The sequence below is a fragment of the Tomitella fengzijianii genome (genome assembly GCF_007559025.1).
In the GTDB taxonomy this organism is placed as follows: Bacteria; Actinomycetota; Actinomycetes; order Mycobacteriales; family Mycobacteriaceae; genus Tomitella; species Tomitella fengzijianii.
Genome location: NZ_CP041765.1, coordinates 121,479 through 144,517 on the forward strand (window position 1 = coordinate 121,479; position 23,039 = coordinate 144,517).

General features: G+C 72.8%; 19 protein-coding genes. 8 read left to right on the forward strand and 11 right to left on the reverse strand.

All coding sequences use genetic code 11. The annotated features are described in order from the left end of the window. Positions 1–7: 7 nt before the first annotated feature. From FO059_RS00590 to FO059_RS00600, 3 genes are read left to right on the forward strand one after another with little or no spacing between them, the layout of a single operon-like run. Positions 8–679: a TetR/AcrR family transcriptional regulator gene (locus FO059_RS00590; RefSeq protein ID WP_158726597.1), complete on the forward strand. Its 672-nt coding sequence runs from the start codon at positions 8–10 to the stop codon at positions 677–679. 28 nt (positions 680–707) lie between these two features. Further along, the gene (locus FO059_RS00595; protein ID WP_210416601.1) at positions 708–2,291 is read left to right on the forward strand and encodes a carboxylesterase/lipase family protein; all 1,584 of its coding nucleotides are present in this window, start codon (positions 708–710) and stop codon (positions 2,289–2,291) included. A 3-nt stretch (positions 2,292–2,294) separates the two neighbouring features. Then, positions 2,295–4,340 (forward strand): serine hydrolase domain-containing protein, encoded by a 2,046-nt coding sequence (locus FO059_RS00600; RefSeq protein ID WP_143905482.1) that lies wholly within the window; start codon positions 2,295–2,297, stop codon positions 4,338–4,340. Between the two features lie 19 nt (positions 4,341–4,359). Here FO059_RS00600 and FO059_RS00605 read toward each other — a convergent pair whose 3' ends face one another. Continuing rightward, complete coding sequence (locus FO059_RS00605) at positions 4,360–6,012, reverse strand: bifunctional NAD(P)/FAD-dependent oxidoreductase/class I SAM-dependent methyltransferase (protein WP_143905484.1); 1,653 nt, start codon at positions 6,010–6,012, stop codon at positions 4,360–4,362. Between the two features lie 65 nt (positions 6,013–6,077). On the opposite strand from FO059_RS00605, the gene FO059_RS00610 reads away from it, so the two are divergent. Further along, positions 6,078–6,674: a helix-turn-helix transcriptional regulator gene (locus FO059_RS00610; protein ID WP_143905486.1), complete on the forward strand. Its 597-nt coding sequence runs from the start codon at positions 6,078–6,080 to the stop codon at positions 6,672–6,674. A 30-nt stretch (positions 6,675–6,704) separates the two neighbouring features. Here FO059_RS00610 and FO059_RS00615 read toward each other — a convergent pair whose 3' ends face one another. From FO059_RS00615 to FO059_RS00630, 4 genes are read right to left on the reverse strand one after another with little or no spacing between them, the layout of a single operon-like run. Next, positions 6,705–7,508, reverse strand: a complete 804-nt coding sequence (locus tag FO059_RS00615; protein ID WP_143905488.1) for an enoyl-CoA hydratase/isomerase family protein — start codon at positions 7,506–7,508, stop codon at positions 6,705–6,707. After that, positions 7,505–8,512, reverse strand: coding sequence for a TIGR03617 family F420-dependent LLM class oxidoreductase (locus tag FO059_RS00620; RefSeq protein WP_143905490.1), 1,008 nt, complete (start codon positions 8,510–8,512; stop codon positions 7,505–7,507). The genes FO059_RS00615 and FO059_RS00620 overlap by 4 nt, the downstream gene beginning before the upstream one ends. Positions 8,513–8,526: 14 nt before the next feature. Next, complete coding sequence (locus FO059_RS00625) at positions 8,527–9,153, reverse strand: TetR/AcrR family transcriptional regulator (protein WP_233266868.1); 627 nt, start codon at positions 9,151–9,153, stop codon at positions 8,527–8,529. 58 nt (positions 9,154–9,211) lie between these two features. Continuing rightward, the gene (locus tag FO059_RS00630) at positions 9,212–10,627 is read right to left on the reverse strand and encodes an MFS transporter (RefSeq protein ID WP_168226566.1); all 1,416 of its coding nucleotides are present in this window, start codon (positions 10,625–10,627) and stop codon (positions 9,212–9,214) included. Between the two features lie 84 nt (positions 10,628–10,711). Here FO059_RS00630 and FO059_RS00635 point away from each other — a divergent pair, with 84 nt between their 5' ends. From FO059_RS00635 to cysN, 4 genes are read left to right on the forward strand one after another with little or no spacing between them, the layout of a single operon-like run. Then, positions 10,712–11,353, forward strand: coding sequence for a TetR/AcrR family transcriptional regulator (locus tag FO059_RS00635; RefSeq protein WP_143905494.1), 642 nt, complete (start codon positions 10,712–10,714; stop codon positions 11,351–11,353). Continuing rightward, the gene (locus FO059_RS00640; RefSeq protein WP_143905496.1) at positions 11,350–12,129 is read left to right on the forward strand and encodes a 3'(2'),5'-bisphosphate nucleotidase CysQ; all 780 of its coding nucleotides are present in this window, start codon (positions 11,350–11,352) and stop codon (positions 12,127–12,129) included. The genes FO059_RS00635 and FO059_RS00640 overlap by 4 nt, the downstream gene beginning before the upstream one ends. Next, positions 12,126–13,061, forward strand: coding sequence for a sulfate adenylyltransferase subunit CysD (gene cysD / locus FO059_RS00645; protein ID WP_143905498.1), 936 nt, complete (start codon positions 12,126–12,128; stop codon positions 13,059–13,061). Before FO059_RS00640 ends, cysD begins: the two co-directional genes overlap by 4 nt. Then, complete coding sequence (cysN, locus tag FO059_RS00650) at positions 13,061–14,995, forward strand: sulfate adenylyltransferase subunit CysN (RefSeq protein WP_143905500.1); 1,935 nt, start codon at positions 13,061–13,063, stop codon at positions 14,993–14,995. The genes cysD and cysN overlap by 1 nt, the downstream gene beginning before the upstream one ends. Positions 14,996–15,086: 91 nt before the next feature. On the opposite strand, the gene FO059_RS00655 is transcribed toward cysN, so the two are convergent. From FO059_RS00655 to FO059_RS00680, 6 genes are all read right to left on the reverse strand, one after another. Next, positions 15,087–15,872, reverse strand: a complete 786-nt coding sequence (locus FO059_RS00655; RefSeq protein ID WP_158726595.1) for an IclR family transcriptional regulator — start codon at positions 15,870–15,872, stop codon at positions 15,087–15,089. A 124-nt stretch (positions 15,873–15,996) separates the two neighbouring features. Next, entirely contained in the window at positions 15,997–17,097 is a 1,101-nt protein-coding gene (locus FO059_RS00660) for an acyl-CoA dehydrogenase family protein (protein WP_143905504.1), read from the reverse strand. A 2-nt stretch (positions 17,098–17,099) separates the two neighbouring features. Beyond that, positions 17,100–18,314 (reverse strand): acyl-CoA dehydrogenase family protein, encoded by a 1,215-nt coding sequence (locus FO059_RS00665; RefSeq protein WP_143905506.1) that lies wholly within the window; start codon positions 18,312–18,314, stop codon positions 17,100–17,102. A gap of 62 nt (positions 18,315–18,376) precedes the next feature. Further along, entirely contained in the window at positions 18,377–20,617 is a 2,241-nt protein-coding gene (locus FO059_RS00670; protein WP_143905507.1) for an acyl-CoA dehydrogenase, read from the reverse strand. A 34-nt stretch (positions 20,618–20,651) separates the two neighbouring features. Further along, a complete protein-coding gene (locus FO059_RS00675) occupies positions 20,652–21,815 on the reverse strand; it encodes a steroid 3-ketoacyl-CoA thiolase (protein ID WP_143905510.1) in 1,164 nt (387 codons plus the stop codon). After that, positions 21,812–23,023 (reverse strand): DegT/DnrJ/EryC1/StrS family aminotransferase, encoded by a 1,212-nt coding sequence (locus tag FO059_RS00680; protein ID WP_143905512.1) that lies wholly within the window; start codon positions 23,021–23,023, stop codon positions 21,812–21,814. The genes FO059_RS00675 and FO059_RS00680 overlap by 4 nt, the downstream gene beginning before the upstream one ends. Between the last annotated feature and the right edge of the window lie 16 nt (positions 23,024–23,039).

Consider the following 23,039-nt stretch of genomic DNA (forward strand, 5'->3'; position numbering starts at 1 on the left):
AATGCCGATGGTGCTGGAAGGTGATGGCGGTCGCGACCGCGGCGAGAGTGAACGCGAGACGTTCATCCGGGGTGCCCGCCGCCGTCAGCTCGTCGAATGCGCCATCGAGGTGATCGCGGAGGTAGGCCTGGCCCGCGCTTCGACCGTGCGTATCGCGCGGCGCGCCGGGGTCAGCCGCGGCGTGCTCACCTACCATTTCCGCGACCGCGGCGAGCTGATCGACCAGGTCATAGCCCGCGTGTACGAGCTCGGCGCGGAGACGCTGGAGCCGAGCCTGCGCGTCACCACCACTCCGCGGGAGTTCCTGCTCGCCTTCATCGGCAGCAGCGTCGAGTTCTACGCCGCCTACCCCCGGCACGTCGCCGCTCTGCACGCGGTGTTCGCCGGGTTCGAGGACGACGCGCCCACGCGCGGTGGGGATCGGCGGCACATCCGCGAACTGGACCGGTTGGGGGAGCTGCTCTTCGAGGGGCAGACCCGGGGCGAGTTCCGCGACTTCAATGTGGACGTGATGGCGCGCACCATCCGGCAGGCGCTCGACGGCGCGCTCGCGCATGTGGTCGCTGGCCGGCCGGCGCAGCCGTATGCCGCCGAGCTGCAGGCCCTGTTCGACGCGGCGACGCGGAGCGCCGCACCTCCGAGCGGAGAACCCCATGAAGCGCACGACGACCCCGACTGACCCTCGAACACGCATCGCACGAACGGTCATGAGTGCAATGGCGGCAGCGCTGCTCATGGCGACGACCGCCGTCACCGCCCACGCACAGGCGCCGCTTGCCGCGCCGTTGACCGTGGAACTCGATTCCGGAGCCGTCCGCGGCAGCACCTCCGGCGCGACCCGAGAGTTCCTCGGCATCCCCTACGCCGCACCGCCTGTCGATGATCTGAGGTGGGCGCCGCCGCAGCCTGTCGCGCAGTGGGCGGGCGTACGCGACGCCACCGCTGCCGGCCCGCGCTGCGCACAGGCCGCGGCGGGGCCGACCGGGTCCATGCAACAGGGGCCCCAGCCCGGTGAGGACTGCCTCCACCTCAACGTCACCACGCCCCGGAACATGGCTCCCGATGCGCAGCTGCCGGTGATGGTCTGGTGGCACGGCGGCGGCTTCACCAGCGGGTCCGGCGGCGAGTACGACGCCACGCGCCTGGCCGAGCAGGGCGACGTCATCGTGGTCACCGTCAATTACCGGCTCGGAGTCTTCGGGTACTTCGGCCTTCCCGGTCTTCCCGGATCGGGGAACTTCGGGCTGGCCGACCAGCTCGCCTCGCTCGAGTGGGTACAGGCCAATGCGGCCGCCTTCGGGGGAGACGCCGGCAACGTGACGGTGTTCGGTGAATCGGCGGGCGGCATGTCGGTGTGCGCGGCGCTGAGCAGCCCCCGCGCCGAGGGGCTGATCGACAAGGCGATCATCTCCTCCGGTTCGTGCATGCTGGATTGGCCGGCCGGAACCCAGTTCCCGCGATCGCCGGCCCAGACCCCGTACGTCCCGGTGGCCGAAGCCCGCGCCGACGGGGCCGACCTGGCGCGCCGGCTCGGGTGCACGCAGGACGTGCTCGCGTGCATGCGGACGAAAACCGTGGACGAGCTGGTGCCGCACATGCAGGAGTTCGCGAACCACCTGGCGTACGGAACGGAGCTGGTGCCCGCCGATCCGGCGACGGCGCTGGCCGGCGGCGCAGTGCTGGACGTGCCCGTGATCAGCGGCGGCAACCGCGACGAGGCCCGCTCGTTCGTGGCGGGTGCGATCATGCACGACCCCACCACCATCACTGCGCCGACCTACCCGGACCTGCTGGCCCGGGCCTTCGGCGGCGATGCCGGTGCGGTGGCCACCGAGTATCCGATCAGCCGCTACGGAAACGCCGCGCTGGCGTGGGCGACGCTGGTCACCGACGCGACGTGGGCGTGCCCCACGCTGCGGGGCGATCGCGCGCTGGCGAGGCGCGGCGCCACCTACGCCTACGAGTTCGCGGACCCGAACGCGCCCAACGTCAACTTCACGTGGGTGCCGCAGTTCCCGATGGGCGCCGCGCACGCGACCGACCTCCCGTACATTTTCGACCTGGGCGGGCAGAGCATGCTGTTGCCGGGCGGTCAGCGGAGCCTCGCGGACCTGATGGTGGGGTACTGGACGAGCTTCGCGCACACCGGCGACCCCAACCACGCGGGCGCGCCGCGCTGGGCGCCGGCCGCGCCGGATACGACCCTGGTGCAGCAGCTCGCCCCGGGCGCCGTCGGGCCGATCGACGCGGGGGCCGCACACCGGTGCGGTTTCTGGGACGGGCTGGAGTAGGCGATGCTCCCCGCTGAGGCGACCAGTTCTGAGGCGACCAGTACTGAGGCGACCAGGACCGCGGCGACCCGGTGCAAGCGTCCCTGGACCATGCTGGCCCGGGCCGTGTCGGTGGCGTCGCTGGCCGCCGCGTCGGCGACGGTATCGGCCGCCGCGGCATATGCGGCGGAGCCGCCGGCGGTCGGCCCCGGCGCAGTGGCCGAGGAGATCGCCGACGAGGCAGTGTCCCGGCAACTCGAGTCGGACCGCATTCCCGGCGCCGCCGTGACGGTGGTGGCCGACGGGCGGGTCGTCTTCAGCCGGGGGTACGGCCTGGCCGACGTCGACGACGCGCGCCCGGTGGAAGCCGAGCGCACCGGCTTCTTCCCCGCCTCGGTGGCGAAGACGTTCACGGCGACCGCGCTGGGCCGGCTCATCGGGCAGGGGAGGCTGGACCCGCACGCCGACATCAACGAGTACCTCGACGACATGCAGGTGCCCGACACGTACCCGGGGACGCCGGTCACCGCGGAGCACCTGCTCACGCACACCGGCGGGTTCGACAACGACGTGGTCGGCCGCGCCTCGGCCACCGGCGGCGGGTTGCAGTCACTGGGCCGGAGCGTGGCCGACGCGCCGCCGGCGCGGGTGCGCGAACCCGGCAGCGTCGTCGCCTACGACAACTACGGATTCGCCCTCGCGGGACACCTGGTGGAGGCGATCACCGGAAAGCCGTTCGAGCAGTACGTCCGCGAGGCGGTCCTGGCGCCGTTGGGCATGGACTCGACGACCCTGGCCCAGCCTCGACCGACCGCGGTGGAAGCGTCGCCTGCCACCGGCTATCGGCCCGCGGGCGGCGGCTTCGAGGTCGCCCGCGGGCAGTTCGGGCCGTGGACCCCGACGGGCGCGGGCGTGGTGACGACGGCCGCCGACATGGGCAGGTTCATGGTCGGCCAGCTGGGCGACGATCCGGCGCTGGGGCCGGGCGTGACAGCGCGCGTCCAGCGGCAGCACTTCACGCAGGACGATCGGGTGCCCGGCATGGCCTACGCCTTCGCGGAACGCTCCTGGGACGGGCGGCGGGTGCTGGTCAAGGACGGCGACCTTCCGGGATTCCACAGCAATCTCGCGCTGGTGCCCGAAGCAGGTGTGGGCGTGTTCGTCACCTACAACGGGGACGGTGTGGACGGGGCGGCGTTCTGGGATGCCAAGGAGCTCACCCGTGCGCTGATCCGCGGGCTGGTTCCGCCGGCACCGGGCGAACCTGAGCCCGGTGCAGAGGAGCCCGGCGCGATGGGGGCGGGTGCCGTCGGGAATGCCGACCGGTTCGCCGGCACCTATCGGCCGTCCACGGTGAGCAGCGACTCGATGATGAGGTTCGCGGGCCTGACCTCGGCGGTGCAGGTGCGGGCCGAGAGGGACGGCCGGATCGTCACCGACGGGCTCTCGATGGATCCGGCCGTGGGCGAGCAGCATTGGGTTCAGCGGTCGCCGGGCGTGTTCACCGAGGTCGGCGGGCCAGGCCGGATCGCCTTCGCCGACGGCGTGCTCGCGGGCGCGGGGCCGGAGGCCACGGCGTACGAACGGCTGGCCTGGTATGAGGTGCCCGGACCGCACCTGATCGCGGTCGGCGCCGCCGCGGTGGTGCTGCTGCTCGCCGCCGCCGGCTATCCGGCGGTCGTCGCCTGGGAACGGTGGCGCGGGGCTCGCACGCAGGCCGGTACCTCCCGGCGCGGGCGCGCCCAGTCCGGCGCCCGGCTCGCCGCATGGCTCGCAGGCGTGCTGGGCGTGGTGTTCGCCTGCCAGTTCGCGGTCCTCGTCGCCGACGGCAACGCGTTGTCCGAGCGCGTGCTGTTGGGGTCGCCCCTGCTCACGTCCCTGCCCTGGGTGGGTGCCGCACTGGCGTTGCCGGTGGCAGGCACCGTCGTCGCCGCCCCGGCGGCCTGGGTGCGCGGCTGGTGGGCCGCGCCCGGCCGCGTCGCCTACACCGTCGTGGCCGCCGGGGGTGTCGTGTTCGTCGGGATCGCCGCCTACTACGGACTGGTCGGACTGCCCGGGTTTCCCGGCTGATGCGGCCGCCGCGGCGGCGTCACGACGCGCGGTGCGCCCGCAGGACGGCGTCGTGCACGGTGCACTCGCCGCCGTCCGGCCCGTGCTCCGTCCGCGCGCGGCTGACGCACGTGTCCACCGCCCAACCGTCCGGCAGCGACTCCGCCAGATCCTCTGCGGTCCAGCCGATGTCGGCGAGGTCGGGGCGGCGCACGCCGGAGTCCGCGTCGCTCGGGTGGTGGCCCACGATGAGCAGCGTGCCGCCCGGCGCCACGGCGGCGGTGAGGCGGGAGAAGAGGGCCGCGCGCTTGTCCGCAGGGATGTGCAGGTAGGACGCGGTCACGAGGTCGAAGCTCCCGGGAGCCGCCTCGCGCGTGAGGTCCAGGTGGCGCCAATCGACCGTCAGCCCGCGGTGCGCCGCGGTGCGTTCGCCGCGCTCGAGCGCGACGGTGGAGAGGTCGGCGGCGGTCACCTTCCAGCCGCGTTCCGCGAGCCACAGCGCGTCGCCGCCCTCGCCGGCGCCGGCGTCGAATGCGCTGCCGGGCCGCAGGTCCGACAGCTCGTCGACCACCACGGCGTTGGGCCTGCCGCTCCACATCCGCCCGTCGGAGGCGTGGCCGGCGTGCGAATGGCCGTGCTCGTGGCCGCCGCTCCCGCTGTAGCGGTCGTCCCAGGCCCGCTGGCCGTACCGGTACTCGTACAGCGCGTCCGCGGCGTCCGCGGCGGCCAGGTCGGCGTTGATCGCGGCGCCGGCCATGAGTCCGGCCGACGCGGAAGCGATGACCTGCGCCGACGGGTCGGTGATGTTGCCGGCCGCGTAGACGCCGGGCACGGCGGTCTTCCCGGTGGGGTCGGCGTCGATGACGGTTCCCATCAGCGTGTCGCCGGCCAGGAAGTCGCGCGGCTCCAGCCCCAACGGCGCGAGCACCCCGGCGCGGGCTCGCGTCACCGGGGCGACGACCAGCGCGTCGAGTCCGAGGACGGAGCCGTCGGCCAGCTGAACCCCCGCGAGCGCGCCCGAGTCGGACTCGACGGCCGCCACGGGGCCTTCGACGACGGGGATGCCGAGTGCCGCGAACTGCGCGGACTGCGCGTCGCCGAACGGCGCCGCCCCGTGCCGGATCATGGTCACATGCTCGCTGACCTGCCGGAACAGCAGAGCCTGGTGTGCGGCCATAGGTCCGGTGGCCAGCACGCCGATCCGCTGATCGCGCACCTCCCAGCCGTGGCAGTAGGGGCAGTGCAGCACGCCCGAGCCCCACTGCTCGGCAAGGCCGGGTACGTCGGGCAGCTCGTCGTGCGAGCCGGTGGCCGCGAGCAGCCTGCGGGCGCGGACGGTGGTGCGGGTGCCGCCGTCGTCAAAGGTGACGAGGAAGTCTTCGCCGTCGCGCGACAGGTCGGTGACACGCGCCGTGACGACGCTGCCGCCGTAGCCCTCCAGGTCCTCCCGCCCCGCCGCGTACAGCGCGGCGGGCGGCGTGCCGTCGCGGGTGAGGAAGTTGTGCACGTGCGCGGCGACGGCGTTCCGGGGTTCGCCGGCATCGAGCACCAGTACGCTGCGCCGGGAGCGGGCCAGGGCGAGCGCGCCGCTGAGTCCGGCGGCCCCGCCGCCGATCACGACGGCATCGAGGGTCTCGTGGGTGTGTGCGGAACTCGCGTTCCGGGTGGGTTCTGCATCGTGCGTATCGGTCATGCCACCAGAATGCGCGGGTGCCCCGTATTTGACAAACTTAGTTGCTGAATTGGCAAAATGGGATCATGGACGACGATGACATCGACAGGGCGATCGGGCGTGTGGGACCGCGGCTCCGCGCGGTGCGGGAGCAGCGAGGGGCGACGTTGACCGACGTGTCGGCGGCGAGCGGCGTCTCCGTGAGCACGCTCTCACGGCTGGAGTCGGGCAGCCGCAAGCCCACCCTCGAACTGCTGCTGCGCCTGGCGCGGACCCACGACGTGCCGCTCGAGGAGCTGGTGAACGGGCCCGCCACGGAGGACCCGCGGGTGCGGTCGCAGCCGGTGAGCGCGGAGGGCCGCACCTATCTGCCGCTGACCCGCCGGCCCGGGGGCGTGCAGGCCTTCAAGATGATCATCGGTCCGGAGAAGGCGCCCGGGGCGCAACGGAGCCACGAGGGTTACGAGTGGATGTACGTGCTGAACGGACGCCTGCGTCTACTGCTGGGGGAGCTGGACCTGGTGCTGGGCGCGGGCGAGGCGGCCGAGTTCGACACGCGCACCCCGCACTGGTTCGGCAGCACCGACGACCGGCCGGTGGAGCTGCTCGTGCTCTTCGGCCCGCAGGGCGAGCGGATGCACGTGCGCGCACGTCCGCGAAGCGACGGGGACTCGGCGACCTGACTCCGCTCGGCGCCGTGCGCGGGACTCGGCTCAGTCGAGTCCCCGCCAGTCACGCGGCACCCGCGACGTGAACCGCGGCGCGCGCCGCTCGACGAACGACGCACCGCCCTCTCGGGCGTCGTCGGTGCCCATCACCTGCAGGTGCGCCTGGGTCTCGAGATCCGCCACCCGCTCGGGGCCGTAGCCGCGGCGAGTCGTGTTCCACAGCAGCTGCTTGGACAGCGCGGCGGACAGCGGGGAGACGTTCGCCGCGATGTCCGCGGCGATCTCCATGGCGGCGGGTAGTACCTCGTCGGCGGGCAGCGACCGGTTGGCCAGGCCCATGCGCGCCGCCTCGGGGCCGTAGAAGGTGCGGCCGGTCAGCAGGACGTCGGCGGCCACCGCCGTGCCGGCGATGTGCGGGACGGTCCAGTGCGCCATGGCATCCGGCACCATGCCGCGCCGAACCTGGGGGATCGCGTACTTGGCGTCGTCGGCGAGGATGCGGATGTCCGCCTGCATCGCGATCGTCAGCCCGATCCCGATGGCGTGCCCGTTGACGGCGGCGATCACGGGGGTGCGCAACGCGAAGGCGGGCGGGTCGATCGGCGACGCGGTGAATCCGTCCTGCGGCGAGTCGAAAGTGGAGCCCGCCGCCGACATGTCTGCCCCCGCGCAGAATGCCGGCGGGGTCCCGGTGACGACGATGGCCCGCACCGCGTCGTCCTCGTCGGCGGCGCGGTAGGCCGCGCTGAGCGCGCGTCCCATCCCCGCGGTGAAGGCGTTGCGCCGCTCGGGGTTGTGCAGCGTGAGCACGGTGATGCCCGCGGAGGTCTCCTGCAGCACGGCGCTCACGACGCCACCGCCGCGGCGAGGTCGGCGATGTGCGCATCGGACACCTCGTAGCCGGGGAAATAGCAGCACACCCTGTCGGCGTGGTCGCCGAAGCGCTCGAGGATCTGCTCCGCGCACTCCTCGGGTGTGCCGTGCACGGACAGCTCGGCCGCCATCCCGTCGGTGATGAGCGAGTTCATCGCGGCGGTCTCGCCGGCCTTGAGCAGGGCGTTGAGCCGCGGCTGCGTCTCCCCCCAGCCGTGCGCGTCGAGCACACGGCGGTACGCGGGGGTGGACCCGTAGAACGCCAAGAGCGATCGTGCGCCCTTCCGTGCGCGCTCGAGCTCGTCCGGCGTGCGGCCGGTGGCCACGATGACCTGCGGGTGGATCGCGAACTCGGCGCGGGTGCGTCCGCTGCGCTTCAGCCCCTCGTCGACCGCGGGCAGCGTGTGCTCGCGGAAGTGCCGGGCGGTGTTGAACGGCATGACCAGCAGGCCGTCGGCGACCTCGGCGGCGGTGCGGGTCATGACCGGACCGAGGGCGCCCATGCAGACCTCCGGGCGCCCGTAGGGATTCGGTCCCGGGTCGAACATCGGCGGCATGAACGTGTGGGTGGTGAACTCGCCGCGGAAGTCCGGCGCGGTGCCGCTCTCCCACGCGTCGAGGATGGCCCGCACTGCGGCGACCGTCTCGCGCATGCGGGCGGCCGGACGGGACCACGTTGCGCCGTACCGCTTTTCGATGTGCGGCCGGGTCTGCGCGCCGAGGCCCAGCCGGAAGCGGCCGCCGCTGAGCGTGTGCAGGTCGTAGGCCATGTGCGCCAGGTGCAGCGGGCTGCGAGGCAGCGCGATCGCGACGTTGGTCATCAGGTCCGCTTCGACGGCCTGCGCGGCGAGCGCGAGCGGCAGGAACACGTCGTGGCCGCCCTCGAACGTGAACAGCCCGTCCACCCCGCACGCCACGAGCTCGCGCGCCCGGGCGGCGGAATCCTCCAGCGGCGCATCCAATTGCACGTCGAGCTTCATAGGGGCTCCTATTCTTACGGGTGTACTTCGCGATGATGCGCGGCGAGGACCAGGAGTGCGCCGGCGAGCTCGGCGACGTAGGCGTCGGCCTCCTCCATGCCCCGGGTGAGTCCGCGCATGGAGGTGGAACTGGACAAGATCTCGAACAGCAGCGCGGTATCCGCTCCGGGAGGGACCTCGCCGCGATCCTCGGCCGCGTCGATCAGCGCCGTGAACGCCCGACGCACCGGCGCGCCGATCCGCAGGAGCCGGGACCGGTCGTCCTCGGACTGTGCATCGGAGAGCAGCCCGGGCACCCCGGCCCGTGCGGACGGCCGGGCCGCGCGGGCGAGGAAAACGTGGACCCAGGACTCGACGTCGGCGCGCAGGTCCCCGGTGGCCTCCGGGAGTGGCTGCCCCGCGGGACCGTGGACCGCCTCTTCGATCAGCGCCACGCGCGTGGGCCAGCGCCGGTAGATGGCCGGGGTGTTGACTCCGGACTCGCGTGACACCGCTGCGATGGTGGTCTTCTGGTAGCCCCGCGCGGCCAGCAGGCGCCGGGCGGCGGCCAGGATCGCCTCGTCCTTCGCGGCGTCCCGGGGGCGCCCCGCGCGTGGGCGGCGCGACTGTTGCGGCGCGTCGGGGGAACGCGGTTCGTCCACGATTCGCACTCCTCGTCCACCCGGCGCTGTTCCCGATCGCATATTACATGTTTACGCGTTACGTAATTGGCTCTCCGTCGGCGCGTGCCCGGAAGTCGCGCGGGACCACGAATACGAGGATGAGGGCGGTCGCGATCGCGGCGGCGAGGATCCCGACGAAGGTGGCGTGGGTGGCCGCGTTCATCGCTACGGCCGGCGGGTCGCCTTCGTGACCGCGGAGCACGGAGTTGGTGACGGCGCCGAACACCGCCGCGCCCAGGCTCTGACCCAGGTAGCGGGCGAACATCGCCCCGCCGGTGACGGTGCCGCGTTCGTCCCAGCCGACTGTGCTCTGCAGGCCCACCAGTAGCGGAGAGACGATGAGCCCCATCCCGGCGCCCATGAGCGCGCTGCCCAGCACCGCCTGCCACACGGGCGACGTGACCGACAGCAGGCTGAACACCACGCCCGAGGAGACGGCGAAGGCCGTGCCGACGAGCGCGGTGTTGCGGAAGCCGACGCGCATGTAGAGGCGGGCGGACAGCGCGGACGCGGTGGGCCAGGTGATGCTCATGGCCGCAAGGGCGAAGCCCGCGGCCACCGCGTCCAGTCCGAGCACCTGTTGCGCCCAGTTGGGCAGATAGATCGACAGCCCGATGACCATCAGCCCGGCGGTGAGCGTGGCCGCGTAGGAGCCGGCCGGCAGCCGGCGCGTCCACAGGTGCAACGGCAGGATGGGCTCGGCGGCGCGGCGTTCGACCAGGATCACCGCGACCGCCGTGGCGAAGGCGAGCGCGAAGGTGGCGATGCTCGGGGCCGAGCCCCACGCCCACGCCGTGCCGCCTTGCAACAGCCCGAGGATGAGCAGCGACGCGGACACGAGGACCAGCGCGGCGCCGGCGAAGTCGATGCGGTGCCTGCGGCGCTCGACGTCCTCGTGCAGCAGCCGCACGATCAGTCCCAGCGCCAGCAGACCGATCGGGAGGTTGACCAGGAAGATCCACCGCCAGGTGAGGTACTCCGCGAACGCGCCGCCGAGCGCCGGGGCCGTGACCGCCGAGATGCCCCACACGCTGGACAGGTAGCCCTGGATGCGGCCGCGCTCCTGGACGCTGTAGATGTCGCCGGCCACGGTGTTGACGGTGGCGCCGATGGAGCCGGCTCCGAAGCCCTGGATCGCCCGGAAGACGATGAGCGCGAGCATGTTCCACGACAGAGCGGACAGCAGCGAGCCGAGCAGGAACAGGCTGATCCCGAACACCAGCACGGGTTTGCGGCCGTACTGGTCGGCGAGCTTGCCGTACACCGGGATCGTCACGGTCTGGGCCAGCATGTAGACGGAGAACACCCAGCCGATCTGCGCGAATCCGCCGAGATCCGCGACCACCTGCGGCACCGCGGTGGCGACGATCGTCGTGTCCATCGCGACGAGGGCCATCGACAAGATCAGGGCGAACAGCACGGGGGTCCGCCTGTCGTGCCGCATCCCTGTCATGTCCCCACAATGGCACGCGGTCTCGTGGATCAGTGACCGGCACCACAGATTGATCAATGGTCAATTTGTGGTTATCTTGGCCTTATGACCTCGACGCAGGGAAGAACACCGCGGGGCGGTTCCGTCTACGGCGACGCTGTGGCCCGGCGCCGTGCGGTGCTGGACGCGGCCGTCGGACTGCTCGACGAGGGCGGCTATCCCGCGCTCACCAACCGCGCCGTCGCCAAGCGGGCCGGCATAAGCCCGGGGCTGATCTACCAGTACTTCGTCGACAAGCAGGACATCTTCATCACGCTCCTGCAGGAGGCGGAGACCGAGCTGGCGGAGTTCATCGAAGCGCTGCCGCGCGACGGCGGCGTCGCCGGGGTGCTGGCGGCGATCGTGCCGGAGGCGACGCGGCAGTGGAAGCGCGTCGGCTACCTGGCCTCCACGTGGCAGACGGTCGACGGCAGCGGAATGGAACGGGAGTCGGTGCGCGAGCTGCGCGCGTGCTCGGACCGCCAGTTCGCCGCCCTGCACCGTGCGCTCGCGGAGTCGGCGGACGCCGAAGGCCGCACGCTGCGCGACGACCCCGCGATGGTGCTGTACGTGTGGGCCGGACTCACGGGCATCGCGGACACGCTCACCAACAAGTGGCTGCGCGGGGGAGCGCGCGAGGAACTGGTCGCCTATTCGACCGCCGCGCTCGCCCGCTCCATCGTCGAATGCACGGAGAAGACCTCATGACCGAAGTGGACCAGCGGCCACCGCACGTCGCGGACGCCGCCGCGGCGGCGGAGTTCGCCGACGCGGCCGGGCGCCTGCTGCTGCGGCTGCGCGCGGAGGCCGGCACCGGGCTCGACGATGCAGCACGCAAGGCGCTCCGGGACCGCGGCGACGCGCGTAGCCACGACGAGCTCATGCGGCTCATCGGCGCACGTTTTCCGGGCGACGCGGTGTTGTCCGAGGAGGGCGCCGACGACGCGGCGCGGCTCACCGCCGACCGGGTGTGGATCGTCGACCCGCTCGACGGCACCCGCGAGTACGGCGAGCCTCCGCGGACCGACTGGGCCGTGCACGTGGCGCTCGTCGAGGGCGGCGACCTGGTGGCCGGCGCGGTGGCGCTGCCGGCGCTGGGCGTGACGTACTCGAGCGCCGAGCACCCGGACCCGCTCGCGGCCCCGTCCCCGGCCTCGCCGCGGATCCTGGTGAGCCGCACCCGGCGCCCCGAACCGATACTGCGCCTGGCCGGCCCCCTCGGCGGGACCCTCGTGGAGATGGGCTCCGCCGGGGCGAAGGCGATGGCGGTGGTGCGCGGCGAGGCCGAGGTGTACGCGCACGTCGGCGGCCAGTTCGAGTGGGATTCGGCGGCCCCGGTGGCCGTCGCGCGCGCCGCGGGCCTGCATGTCTCGCGCGTCGACGGTTCGCCGCTGCGCTACAACCGCCCGGAACCGAAGCTTCCCGACCTGTTGATCTGCCGGCCGGAACTGGCCGCACACACCCTGGAGGTACTGGCCCGATGAGCAGTCCCGCAACCACCGCGCGGGGGCCCGCGCGGACCCTCACCCACCTCGAACGGCTCGAGGCCGAGAGCATCCACATCATGCGCGAGACCGTCGCCGGCAGCGAGAACCCGGTGATGCTGTATTCGCTGGGCAAGGACTCGTCGGTGATGCTGCACCTGGCGCGCAAGGCGTTCTATCCGTCGCGCCTGCCGTTCCCGCTGCTGCACGTGGACACCACCTGGAAGTTCCGGCAGATGTACGAGTTCCGCGACACGATCGCCGCCGCGGACGATCTGGACCTGCTGGTCCACCGCAATCCCGAGTGCGTCTCACGCGGGATCAACCCGTTCGACCACGGGTCCGCGCTGCACACCACCATGTGGAAGACCGAGGGGCTCAAGCAGGCGCTGGACAAGTACGGGTTCGACGCCGCGTTCGGCGGGGCCCGCCGCGACGAGGAGAAGTCGCGGGCCAAGGAACGCATCTTCTCGGTCCGCTCGCCCGAGCACCGGTGGGACCCCAAGCGCCAGCGCCCCGAGCTGTGGCAGCTCTACAACCTGAACAAGGCCCGCGGCGAGTCGCTGCGCGTGTTCCCGCTGTCGAACTGGACCGAGCTCGACATCTGGCAGTACATCCTGCGCGAGAGCATCCCGATCGTGCCGCTGTACTTCGCCGAGAAGCGTCCGGTGGTCGAGCGCGACGGCACGCTGATCATGGTCGACGACGACCGCATGCCGCTCGCCGAGGGGGAGACCCCGCAGATGCGCAGCGTCCGATTCCGCACGCTCGGCTGCTATCCGCTGACCGGCGCGGTCGAGTCCGAGGCGCACACGCTGACCGGCATCATCCAGGAGATGCTGCTGACCACCACATCCGAGCGGCAGGGGCGCGTCATCGACAAGGACGGCGCCGCGTCGATGGAGCGTAAGAAGCAGGAGGGCTACTTCTGATGGCGCAGGTATCCGAACCGGTCGCACCGGACCGCGCGGTGGACGCCGACCTGATCGGCTCCGACATCGACGCCTACCTGGAGATGCACGCGCACAAGTCGATGCTGCGCTTCATCACCTGCGGCAGCGTGGACGACGGCAAGTCGACGATGATCGGCCGGCTGCTCTACGAGTCCAAGCTGGTCTTCGAGGACCAGCTCAGCGCGCTCGAGACCGACTCGCGCAAGTCCGGGACGCAGGGCGCGAACCTGGATTTCGCGCTGCTCGTCGACGGCCTCGCGGCCGAGCGCGAGCAGGGCATCACGATCGACGTGGCCTACCGCTTCTTCACCACGACCAAGCGCAAGTTCATCGTCGCCGACACCCCGGGGCATGAGCAGTACACCCGCAACATGGTCACGGGCGCATCCACCGCCGACCTCGCCGTGCTCCTCGTCGACGCGCGCAAGGGGGTGCTGCAGCAGACCCGGCGGCACTCATACCTGGTGTCGCTGTTGGGAATCCGGCACGTGGTCCTCGCCGTCAACAAGCTGGACCTGGTGGACTACTCGCAGGAGGTGTTCGACGCGATCGACCGCGACTTCCGCGCCTTCGCCGGGCGCATCGGCGCGCCGAGCGTGGTCACCGTCCCCATGTCGGCGTTGATGGGCGACAACCTCACCGGCCCGAGCCCCAACACCCCCTGGTATCAGGGGCCGTCGCTGATCGAGCACCTCGAGTCGGTGGAGATCGACGACGACCGCCAGGCCCGGCCGATGCGCATGCCGGTGCAGTGGGTGAACCGCCCGGACCACACGTTCCGCGGGTTCTCCGGCCAGCTGGTCTCCGGCACGGTGGCCCCGGGAGACGCGGTGCGCGTGCTGCCGTCGGGGCAGACGAGCACGGTCGAGCGGATCGTCACCATGGACGGCGACCTGGACCCGGCCGTCGCGGGCCAGTCGGTGACGCTCACCCTGGCCGACGAGATCGACGTGAGCCGCGGCGACGTGATCGCGGCCGCGGACGAGGCGCCGGCGGTGTCCGACCAGTTCGCCGCGCACGTGGTGTGGCTGGCCGAGCAGGAGATGATTCCGGAACGGCCCTACCTGTGCCGGATCGGCACTGCGACGGTCCAAGCCCGGATCACCCGCCCCAAGTACAAGATCAACGTGAACACCCTCGAGCACACGGCGACGACGACCCTCGGCGTCAACGAGATCGGCGTGTGCAACGTGAGCTTCGACCGCCCGGTGCCGTTCGACGCCTACGCCGAGGGCGGGCCCACGGGCGCCTTCGTGCTGATCGACCGGATTACGGGGAACACGGTGGGCGCGGGGATGATCGACCACGCGCTGCGGCGGGCCGACAACATCCACTGGCAGCAGGTGGACGTGGACGCGCAGGCGCGGGCGACCCGCAACGGCCACCGGCCGGCGGTCGTCTGGCTCACCGGGCTGTCCGGGGCGGGCAAGTCGACCATCGCCAACCTCGTCGAGCGCGACCTGTTCGCGCGGGGCTGCCACACCTACCTGCTCGACGGGGACAACGTGCGGCACGGCCTGGGCCGCGACCTGGGCTTCACCGAGGCCGACCGGGTGGAGAACATCCGGCGCGTGGCCGAGGTGGCGAAGCTCATGGCGGACGCGGGCCTGATCGTGCTGGTCTCGCTCATCTCGCCGTTCCGTGCGGACCGGGACGCGGCCCGCGAGACCGTCGGCGCGGACCAGTTCCACGAGGTGTTCGTCGACACGCCGCTCGCAGTGGCCGAGTCGCGTGATCCCAAGGGGCTCTACGGCAAAGCCCGCCGCGGTGAGCTGGTGAACTTCACCGGCATCGATTCGCCGTACGAGGAGCCCGTCGCGCCGCGGGTGCATCTGCGCACGGCTGACGGCGCGCCCGAGGACGACGCGGCACGGGTCGTCGCAGCGCTGCGGGCCGAAGGCGTCGTGGATTAGGAGTCGAGTGGGTCTCAAGTGGGCTTCGCCCGCACGTGCGGCACCGGGCACCGGGCACCGGGCGCCCGGCGCCGCGTGATGTCCCGGACGCTCAGGCGGAGGCCGGGACGGCGGGCCGGGCGTCCCGGCCGCTGTCCGCCAGCTCGTCGCTGATCCGGCGCGCCACCTGCACGAGCAGCGGGATGCACCATTCACGGATCGGTGCGGTCGGCCGCGCGTGCAGGGACACCGCGGCGGTGGCGCCCCGGGGCCCGAACACGGGGGCGGCGAGTCCGACGATGGCGGAGGCGGCGCTCATGCGGCCCGCGCCGGCGCCGAAACCGGGGACCGTCGCCGCGCGCTCGACGGAGAGCCCGCCGCGCCGCCGCACCCGGTCGAGTTCGCGGTGCAGCGCCGGCACCGACGGCGGCGGGCCGCAAAGACCGCCCCGCGGCGACACCGCGACCAGCTCGTCGACGTCCTCGGGGGCGATGGCGGACAGCATCGCGCGTCCGCCGGCGGTGCGGTGCAGCGCGCCGCGTGCCCCCACCTCGAGGCCGGGCGTCGCGGTGCGGCCGCCCCCGATCCGGTCCAGCACCAGCTCGTCGATGCCGTCCATCGCCGTGAGGAACACCGGTGTGCCGGTCCTCAGGTGCAGCGCGTGCAGGTGCGGCGCGGCGGGGCCGCGCAGGGCCGAGTAGTCCGCGGCGCTGTTGCGGAACCGCAGCCCGCGGCGGCCGAGGCTGTAGCCGAGGGGCGTCTGGCTGACCCACTCGAGGGGGATCAGCGATTCCAGGATGCGGTGGGTGGTCGAGTAAGGCAGGCCCGCGCGCCGCGCGATGCCGCCGAGGGTGAGCGACTCGCCCGCGTTGTGGAAGGCGTCGACGATCAGCGTCACGCGTTCGATCATCGACACCGGCGGCGCCGGCGGGGCGGTGGTGCGATCGGGGCCGTGCGGCAAGAGGACCTCCCGGGATCGTGGACGGGCATCAGGGTCGGAGCAGGCTGGAACGAGGCGCGGTTCAGGCGAGGGCGGCGCCGAGCTCGGCGGCGACGGCGTCGGCGCTGCCGAGCGTGAATGCGATCTGCCGCCCGCGGAGGAAATACCGGTGGATGGGGTAGTCCACGTCCGCGCCGATGCCGCCGTGCAGATGCTGGGTGGCGTGGACCGCGCGCAGGCCTCCTCGCGACGCCCACCACTTGGCCACCAGCGCGGCGGGTTCCGCCTCCTCCTCGCGCCCGGCGTCCATGAGCCAGGCGGCCCGGCAGGCGGTGAGCCGGATGCTCTCCGCGTCGAGGTGGGTGTCGGCGGCGCGCACGGAGACGGCCTGGTTGGTCGAGAGCGCGCGGCCGAACTGCATCCGCTCGGAGGTGTAGGCGGCGGTCATGGCGAGCGCCTCGGAGCACACTCCCGCGGCGAGGGCCGCCAGCGCGACGCGGGCGCGCCGCAATGTCCAGGAGACGATGTGCGCGCCGTCGCCGTCCAGCAGGTCCGCCGCGGTGACCGCCACGCCGTCGAGATCGACCGCCGCGTGGCTCTCGTGGCTGGTGACGTCGACGGCGGTCGTCGTCACCCCGGCGGCGTCGGCGGGGACGACCGCGACGGCGGGCGCGCCGGTCGGCAGTCGCACGGGCAGGACGAACGCCGCCGCCCGGTCCGCCGCGGGCACGGCGGCGAGGGAGCCGTGCAGGGCCCAGCCGTCGCCGTCGGCCTCGGCCCGGACCGCGAGCCCGGTACCGTCGCCCACCTCGAAGGCGCCGGTGAGGACGTGCGATCCCTCGAGGAAACCGGGCAGCCATCGCCGTCGCTGGGCGTCGGTGCCGAACTCGGCCAGCGGGAGCGCCGCGCCGGCGATGGAGGACCACAGCGGCACTGCCGCCACCCGCCGTCCCTGCTCCTCGAGCAGGGCCACGAGTCCGAGCATGCCCATGCCGGCGCCCCCGGCCGAATCGGGGAGGGCCACGCCGAGCAGGTCCGCCTCGGCGAGCGCCTGCCAGAGTCCGGCGTCGAAACCACCGGCGTCCTCGACCTCGCGGAGCGCGTCCGCGGAGGCGCGGGCGGAGAAGATCTGCCGTGCGAGACCGCCGATCGCGGCGTGGTCCTCGGAGAATTCGAATTGCATGGTCAGCGGGCTCCAGACGTGGTGGGTTCGGCGGTGCGGCGGCGTGCGGCGGTGGTCATGCCGAGGGTCTTGGCGGCGACGATCTCGCGCATCACCTCGTTGGTGCCGCCGCCGAAGGTGTTGTTCTGGGCGCGGCGCCCCAGCGCCTCGACGCGGCCCTCCAGCGCCGCCCCGGGGCTGCCGGAACGCAGGAGGCCCTTGGCGCCCAGGACTTCCTGAAGTTTGCCGTAGGCGGTGACGACGCCCTCGGTGCCCATGATCTTGGCGGCCGCGGAGTCGCCGCCGCCGAGCGTGCCCGCAGCGACGTCCGCCACCAGCCGCAGGTTCATCAGGTCGAGGGCGCTGAGCAGCGCGTACACCTCGGCGAGGTTGCTGCGCACCCACGGCAGGTCGTACACCCGGCCGCCGTCGCCGTGCGGCTCGGCCTTGGCCCACTCGAGAACCTCGGTCAGCAGCTGGTCGGCGATGCCCGCACGCGCGGCCAGCGCCACGCGTTCGTGGTTGAGCTGGCTGGTGATCAAGCCCCACCCGCCGCCGAGTTCGCCGACGACGTTGCTCAGCGGAACCCGGACCTCGTCGTAGTAGGTGGCGGAGGTGCTGATGCCGCCGACGGTGCGGATCTCGGTGACGGAGAAGCCGGGTGCGTCGGTGGGGACCAGCACCACCGAGATGCCCTTGTGCCGTGGGGCTTCCAGGTCGGTGCGCACCGCCAGCCAGATCCAGTCGGCGTGGATGCCGGCGCTGGTGAAGATCTTGTTGCCGTCGATGACCAGCTCGTCACCGTCCACACGTGCGCGCGTGGTCAGGGAGGCCAGGTCGGTGCCCGCACCCGGCTCGGTGTAGCCGATGGCGAAGATCAGGTCCCCCGCGAGGATCCGCGGCAGGAAGTAGTCCTTCTGCTCCCGTGTCCCGTGGTGCATGAGGGCCGGGCCCACCGTGTTGAGCGTGACCAGCGACAGCGGCGCGCCCGCCCGGATCACCTCGTCGTAGAACACGTAGAGGGCCTCCGGGTCCTCGCCGCGCCCGCCGTACTCGGCGGGCCAGCCGAGTCCCAGCCAGCCGTCGGCGCCCATCTTCCGGAGGATCCGGTCGAACACCGGCCCGCCCTCGGTCTGGTCCATCAACGCGCGCCGGTCGTCGTCGTCGATGGTGGCGGCGAAGTACTCGCGCAGCTCGGTGCGTAGCGCCGTGGACGCCGGGGAGAGTTCTGGATGCATGTGCGTCGCTCCTGGTCTGCGGTGCGGTGTTGGGAATGTGCGGAACGTGGGTGCGGGGCCGGTCACTGCGGCAGGCGCAGCACCCTGCGGGCGATCACGTTCAGCTGGATCTCGATGGTGCCGCCGCCGAAGAGGATCGCGGGCAGCCCCAGGTGATCGGTGGCGTGGTCGTCGAGGGCGTCGTCGGGGACGGCGCCGGGCGGGTGGTCGTGCACCGCCGCCCGGGGCCCCAGCAGTCGCATCAGGTCCCGCGAGCCGTCACGCTGCGCGATGGCGCTGTAGAGCTTGGCGACGCTGATCTCGGCGCCGGGCGACCGCCCCGCGACCCGGGCGAGCACCCCGCGCAGGTTCATCGCGTTCAGCGCCAGCTCGCGACTGGTGGCGAGGCCGAGCGCGTGCACCGCGTCGGCGCGCGCGCAGTCGTGCTCGCCCGCGGCGACGATCCCGCGGATACGCCGGCTGGACCCGTGGCCCTGCGCCCCGCCCATGCGCAGCCGCTCGTTGGCGAGCGTCATGGTGGCCAGGCGCCAGCCCTCGCCGGGCTCGCCCACCAGGCATTCGTCGGGGACGAAGACGTCGTCGAGGAAGACCTCGTTGAACTCGGCGCGGCCGGTGGCCTGGCGCAGCGGCCGCACCTCGATGCCGGGGCTGCGCATGTCCACCAGGAAATAGGAGATCCCGCGGTGCTTGGGCGCGGACGGATCGGTGCGGGCCAGGCACACGCCCCAGTCCGCCTCGTGCGCATACGAGTTCCACACCTTCTGCCCGCGCAGCAGCCAGCCGCCTTCGGTACGGCGGGCTGCGGTGGACAGCCCGGCCAGGTCGGATCCCGCGCCCGGCTCGCTGAACAGCTGGCACCAGACGATCTCGCCGCGCAGGGACGGTCCGAGGAACCGCTTCCGCTGCACCTCGCTTCCGTGCTCGAGCAGCGTCGGCAGCACCCACTCGCCGATGATCATCGACGGCTGGGAGAGGCCCCGGGCCGCGAACTCCTGCGCGATCACGGCCTGCTCCTCCGGCCCCGCACCCAGACCGTAGGGCTCCGGGAAGTGCGGGGCGACGAGGCCGGCGTCGGCCAGCGCGGTGCGCGCCGCGTCTCCGCGGGCCGATCCCCACCGCACGCTGTCGCGGTCGACGCGGCGGACACCCGGCGTCGCGTCGAGCACCGCTCCCACCCGCGCACGCAGCTCGGGCAGCGCGTCGGGGCCGACGAAGGTGAAGTCGCGTTCGGCGTCGGCCAGCGTGAGTTCGCCCAGACGGTCCGCCCAGCGATCGGTGGACCCCGCCAGTGCCGCGATGCTCACCGCGCGGCGCTGGTAGAGGTGGGCATCGTGCTCCCAGGTGTAGCCGACGCCGCCGAGCAGCGCGATGCCCTCGAGCGCGTTGTCCACCGCGCCGCCCAGCGAGGCCACAGCGGCCTGCGCGGCGGTGATCGCGCGCTGCCCGGAGTCCTGGTCTGCGGCGCGGGCCGCATCCCACGCCGCCGCGCATGCGATCTCCGAGCGCACCAGCATCATCGCGGCCTTGTGCTGCACGGCCTGGAAGCTGCCGACAGGGCGGCCGAACTGCTCGCGGGTGCGTACGTGGTCCACCGCGGTGTCCAGGCACCAGGTCGCGATCCCCGAGGCCTCCGCCGCGAACAGCACCGCCCGCGCCCACTCGGCATCGCCGTCGTCGACGCCGGGCACCGCGTCGGCGCCGGCCACGCGGTGCCCGTCCAGCGTGAGCGTGCCGATCGCGCGGGTCAGGTCGACGCCCTTCGCCGCTTCGACCGCGCCGGCCGGAGGCGTGACGCGGAACCACCGGTGGCCGTTGCCCTCGGCGGCACGCAGCAGCACGACGTCGGCCCCCGGCAGGCCCAGCGACGGCTCGGAGGCCCCGTCGATCTCCCAGCCGCCGTCGACGGCGCGGGCGGTGAGCGAGCCGCCCGCGCACACCGCCGCTGTGGCCCCGCCCGCGAGCGCGCGCAGCGCCCTGTCGGCCGCGTCGGAGGGCGCGGCCGCGAACGCGAGCACTGCTCCCGCGTATGCGGTGGGCAGGAACGGGCCGGGGAGCAGTGCTCGGCCGAGCTGCTCGATGACCACCGCCAGTTCGGCGATGCCCGCGCCGTCGCCGCCGTACGCCTCGGGGATGTGGATCGCGTGCAGCCCCTGGGCGCACAGCCCTTCCCACACCGACGGGCGACCGCCCGCGGCGAACCGCGCGAAGTCGGCGCGCGCCTCGGCCGGGCCGCCCGCGCGCGCCGCGAACGCCGCGACGGACTCCGCGAGCGCCTTGCGGTCGTCGTCCAGTGCCAATGCCACTGAGCTTCTCCTTCCGATGCCGGATCGACCGGCGCTAGATCCGTTCGAGGATGACGGCGGTGGTCGATGCGGAGGCGCAGATCGCGACGAGCGCGGTGTTCTGATCGCGCCGCTCCAGCTCGTCGAGCGCCGTCGCGAGCAGGCGGATGCCGGTGGCGCCCGCGGGGTGCCCGACGGCGATCGCGCCGCCGTTGACGTTCAGCCGGTCCTCGGCCACCCCGTGCACCTGCGCGAACGACATCGGCACTGCGGCGAACGCCTCGTTGACCTCGACGAGGTCGACGTCCTCGATCGTCATGCCGACGCGGTCGAGCACGGTCGCCCCCGCCTCGATCGGCGCGTCGAGCAGGTAGGTGGTGTCCCCGCCGACGATGCACTGCGCGAGGATGCGGGCCCGCGGCCGGACGCCGAGCTCCCGTGCCCGGGTCTCGGACATGAGTACCGCCGCGCTGGCGCCGTCGGAGACCTGCGACGAGGTGCCGGCGGTGTGCAGCCCGCCCTCCTTGACCGGCCGCAGCCGCGCCAGCGCGTCCATCGACGTCTCCCGCAGGCCCTGGTCGCGGGTGATCACCGCGGGACCCCCGCCCTCGTCGGCGGGCGGCGCGGTCACCGGGATGATCTGGCCGTCCAGCCGGCCCGCGTCCCACGCGGCCCGGGCGCGCTGCTGGGACCGGAGGCCGTACGCGTCCAGGTCCGTCCGGGTGAAGCCGCGGCGCGCGGCGATGCGGTCCGCGCCGGTGTACTGGTCGGGGGAATCCACGGACCACGATGCGGGGCGCGGCGAGCCCAGGCCCCGGCCCTGCTTGGCGGTCAGCGGGGCGCGCGTCATCAGCTCCACGCCGCACGCGACGCCCACGTCCATGGCGCCGAGCGCGATCTGCCCGGCGGCGAGCTGCACCGCGCGCTGGGCGGTGCTGCACTGGGCGTCGATGGTGGTGGCGCCGGTGCGCTCCGGGAGTCCGGCGTGCAGCCAGGCGGTGCGGGCGATGTGCCCGTACTGCTCGCCGAGCGGCGTGACGCAGCCGCCGATCACTTCCTCCACCAGCGCGGGGTCGACGCCCACACGGTCGAGGACGCCGCGCTGCGCGGTGCCCAGCAGCTCCGCGGCGTGCACCGTGGACAGCCACCCGCCGCGCTTGCCGAACGGCGTGCGCGCCAGGTCCACGATCACCGGACGGGCCGGCGCGGGCGCCGTCACCGGAACGACTCCGCGAACCGGCGGATGCTCTCGGCGACGCGCTTCACCTCGGCGTCGGTCAGCCCGTGGCTCATGCCCAGCGTCATGCCCCGCTCGAAGACGGCGTCGGTCTCCGGCAGGCCCTCCGGCGGCTGCCGGTGCTCGACGCCGGACATCATCGGGTGCCGCAGCAGATTGCCGCTCCACACCGTGCGGGTGTCGATCCCGTCGCCCTCCAGCGCCTCCTGCAGGTCGCTTCGGGTGAACGGCGCGTCGGCGTTGACCATCACCGGGTAGCACAGCCAGGCGGTGTCCAGGCCGCTCTGCTCGACCGGGGTGGTGAAGAACTCCGGGAACTCCGCGTAGGCGGCGGTGTAGGCGGCCCAGGTCTCCTTGCGCCGCACGTAGTTCGCGGCGAGCTTGTTCAGCTGCACCACCCCGTACGCGGCACCCAGCTCGGAGGGCTCGAAGTTCCACGGGACGACGTCGAAGATGAAGTCGTTGTCGTAGTCGACGCCGTCGAGCTGTTCGCGGAACACCCGGCCCACGTGCTTGGTGCTGCCGTACAGATTCGGCTCGCTGCGGCGGCCCCAGCGCCGCAGCAGCAGCGCCTTGTCGCGCTCCTCCTCGCTGTCGACCATGACCATCCCGCCGTTGCCGGCGCAGGTGATGATGTGGGCCATCGAGAAGCTGGTGACGGAGATATCGGCGCGCGCGCCGGTGGGGCGCCCGTGCAGCGTGGGCCCCAGCGCGTCGCACGAGTCCTCGATGACCTTGAGCCCGTGCCGGTCGGCGATCTCCCGGACGGCGTCCCAGTCGGGGGCGTTGCCGGCGAGGTTGGGCAGCAGGATCGCGCGGGTCTTGTCGCTGATCATCGCCTCGATCTTCGCCGCGTCGGCGTTGAAGGTGTTCGGCTCGACGTCGACGAACACGGGGACCAGCCCGGCCCGGATGATCGGGGCGACGTCGGTGGAGAACGTCAGCGCCGAGGTGATGACCTCGCTGCCCTTCGGCAGGCCCAGCAGCTCGACGGCGAGGTAGAGCGCCGACGAGCCCGAGTTGCACATCGCGCCGTATGCCTTGCCGCTGAGCGCGGGCACGCGCTCCTCCATCTCGGCGACGTTCGGGCCGATGCGCAGGCCCTGGCTTCCGCTGCGCAGCACGTCGACGACGGCCTGGATCTCCTCCTCACCGTGGGTGGCGCGGGCGTAGGTGATGCGGTCTGTCATGGCTTGCTCCTGAGGA

What these genes read in the sequence shown, in the direction of transcription:
- FO059_RS00590 (WP_158726597.1), top strand. Translation starts at nt 8, where the DNA reads ATGGTGCTGGAAGGTGATGGCGGTCGCGACCGCGGCGAGAGTGAACGC.
- FO059_RS00595 (WP_210416601.1), top strand. Translation starts at nt 708, where the DNA reads ATGAGTGCAATGGCGGCAGCGCTGCTCATGGCGACGACCGCCGTCACC.
- FO059_RS00600 (WP_143905482.1), top strand. Translation starts at nt 2,295, where the DNA reads ATGCTCCCCGCTGAGGCGACCAGTTCTGAGGCGACCAGTACTGAGGCG.
- FO059_RS00605 (WP_143905484.1), bottom strand. Translation starts at nt 6,012, where the DNA reads ATGACCGATACGCACGATGCAGAACCCACCCGGAACGCGAGTTCCGCA.
- FO059_RS00610 (WP_143905486.1), top strand. Translation starts at nt 6,078, where the DNA reads ATGGACGACGATGACATCGACAGGGCGATCGGGCGTGTGGGACCGCGG.
- FO059_RS00620 (WP_143905490.1), bottom strand. Translation starts at nt 8,512, where the DNA reads ATGAAGCTCGACGTGCAATTGGATGCGCCGCTGGAGGATTCCGCCGCC.
- FO059_RS00630 (WP_168226566.1), bottom strand. Translation starts at nt 10,627, where the DNA reads ATGACAGGGATGCGGCACGACAGGCGGACCCCCGTGCTGTTCGCCCTG.
- FO059_RS00635 (WP_143905494.1), top strand. Translation starts at nt 10,712, where the DNA reads ATGACCTCGACGCAGGGAAGAACACCGCGGGGCGGTTCCGTCTACGGC.
- FO059_RS00640 (WP_143905496.1), top strand. Translation starts at nt 11,350, where the DNA reads ATGACCGAAGTGGACCAGCGGCCACCGCACGTCGCGGACGCCGCCGCG.
- cysD (WP_143905498.1), top strand. Translation starts at nt 12,126, where the DNA reads ATGAGCAGTCCCGCAACCACCGCGCGGGGGCCCGCGCGGACCCTCACC.
- cysN (WP_143905500.1), top strand. Translation starts at nt 13,061, where the DNA reads ATGGCGCAGGTATCCGAACCGGTCGCACCGGACCGCGCGGTGGACGCC.
- FO059_RS00660 (WP_143905504.1), bottom strand. Translation starts at nt 17,097, where the DNA reads ATGCAATTCGAATTCTCCGAGGACCACGCCGCGATCGGCGGTCTCGCA.
- FO059_RS00665 (WP_143905506.1), bottom strand. Translation starts at nt 18,314, where the DNA reads ATGCATCCAGAACTCTCCCCGGCGTCCACGGCGCTACGCACCGAGCTG.
- FO059_RS00680 (WP_143905512.1), bottom strand. Translation starts at nt 23,023, where the DNA reads ATGACAGACCGCATCACCTACGCCCGCGCCACCCACGGTGAGGAGGAG.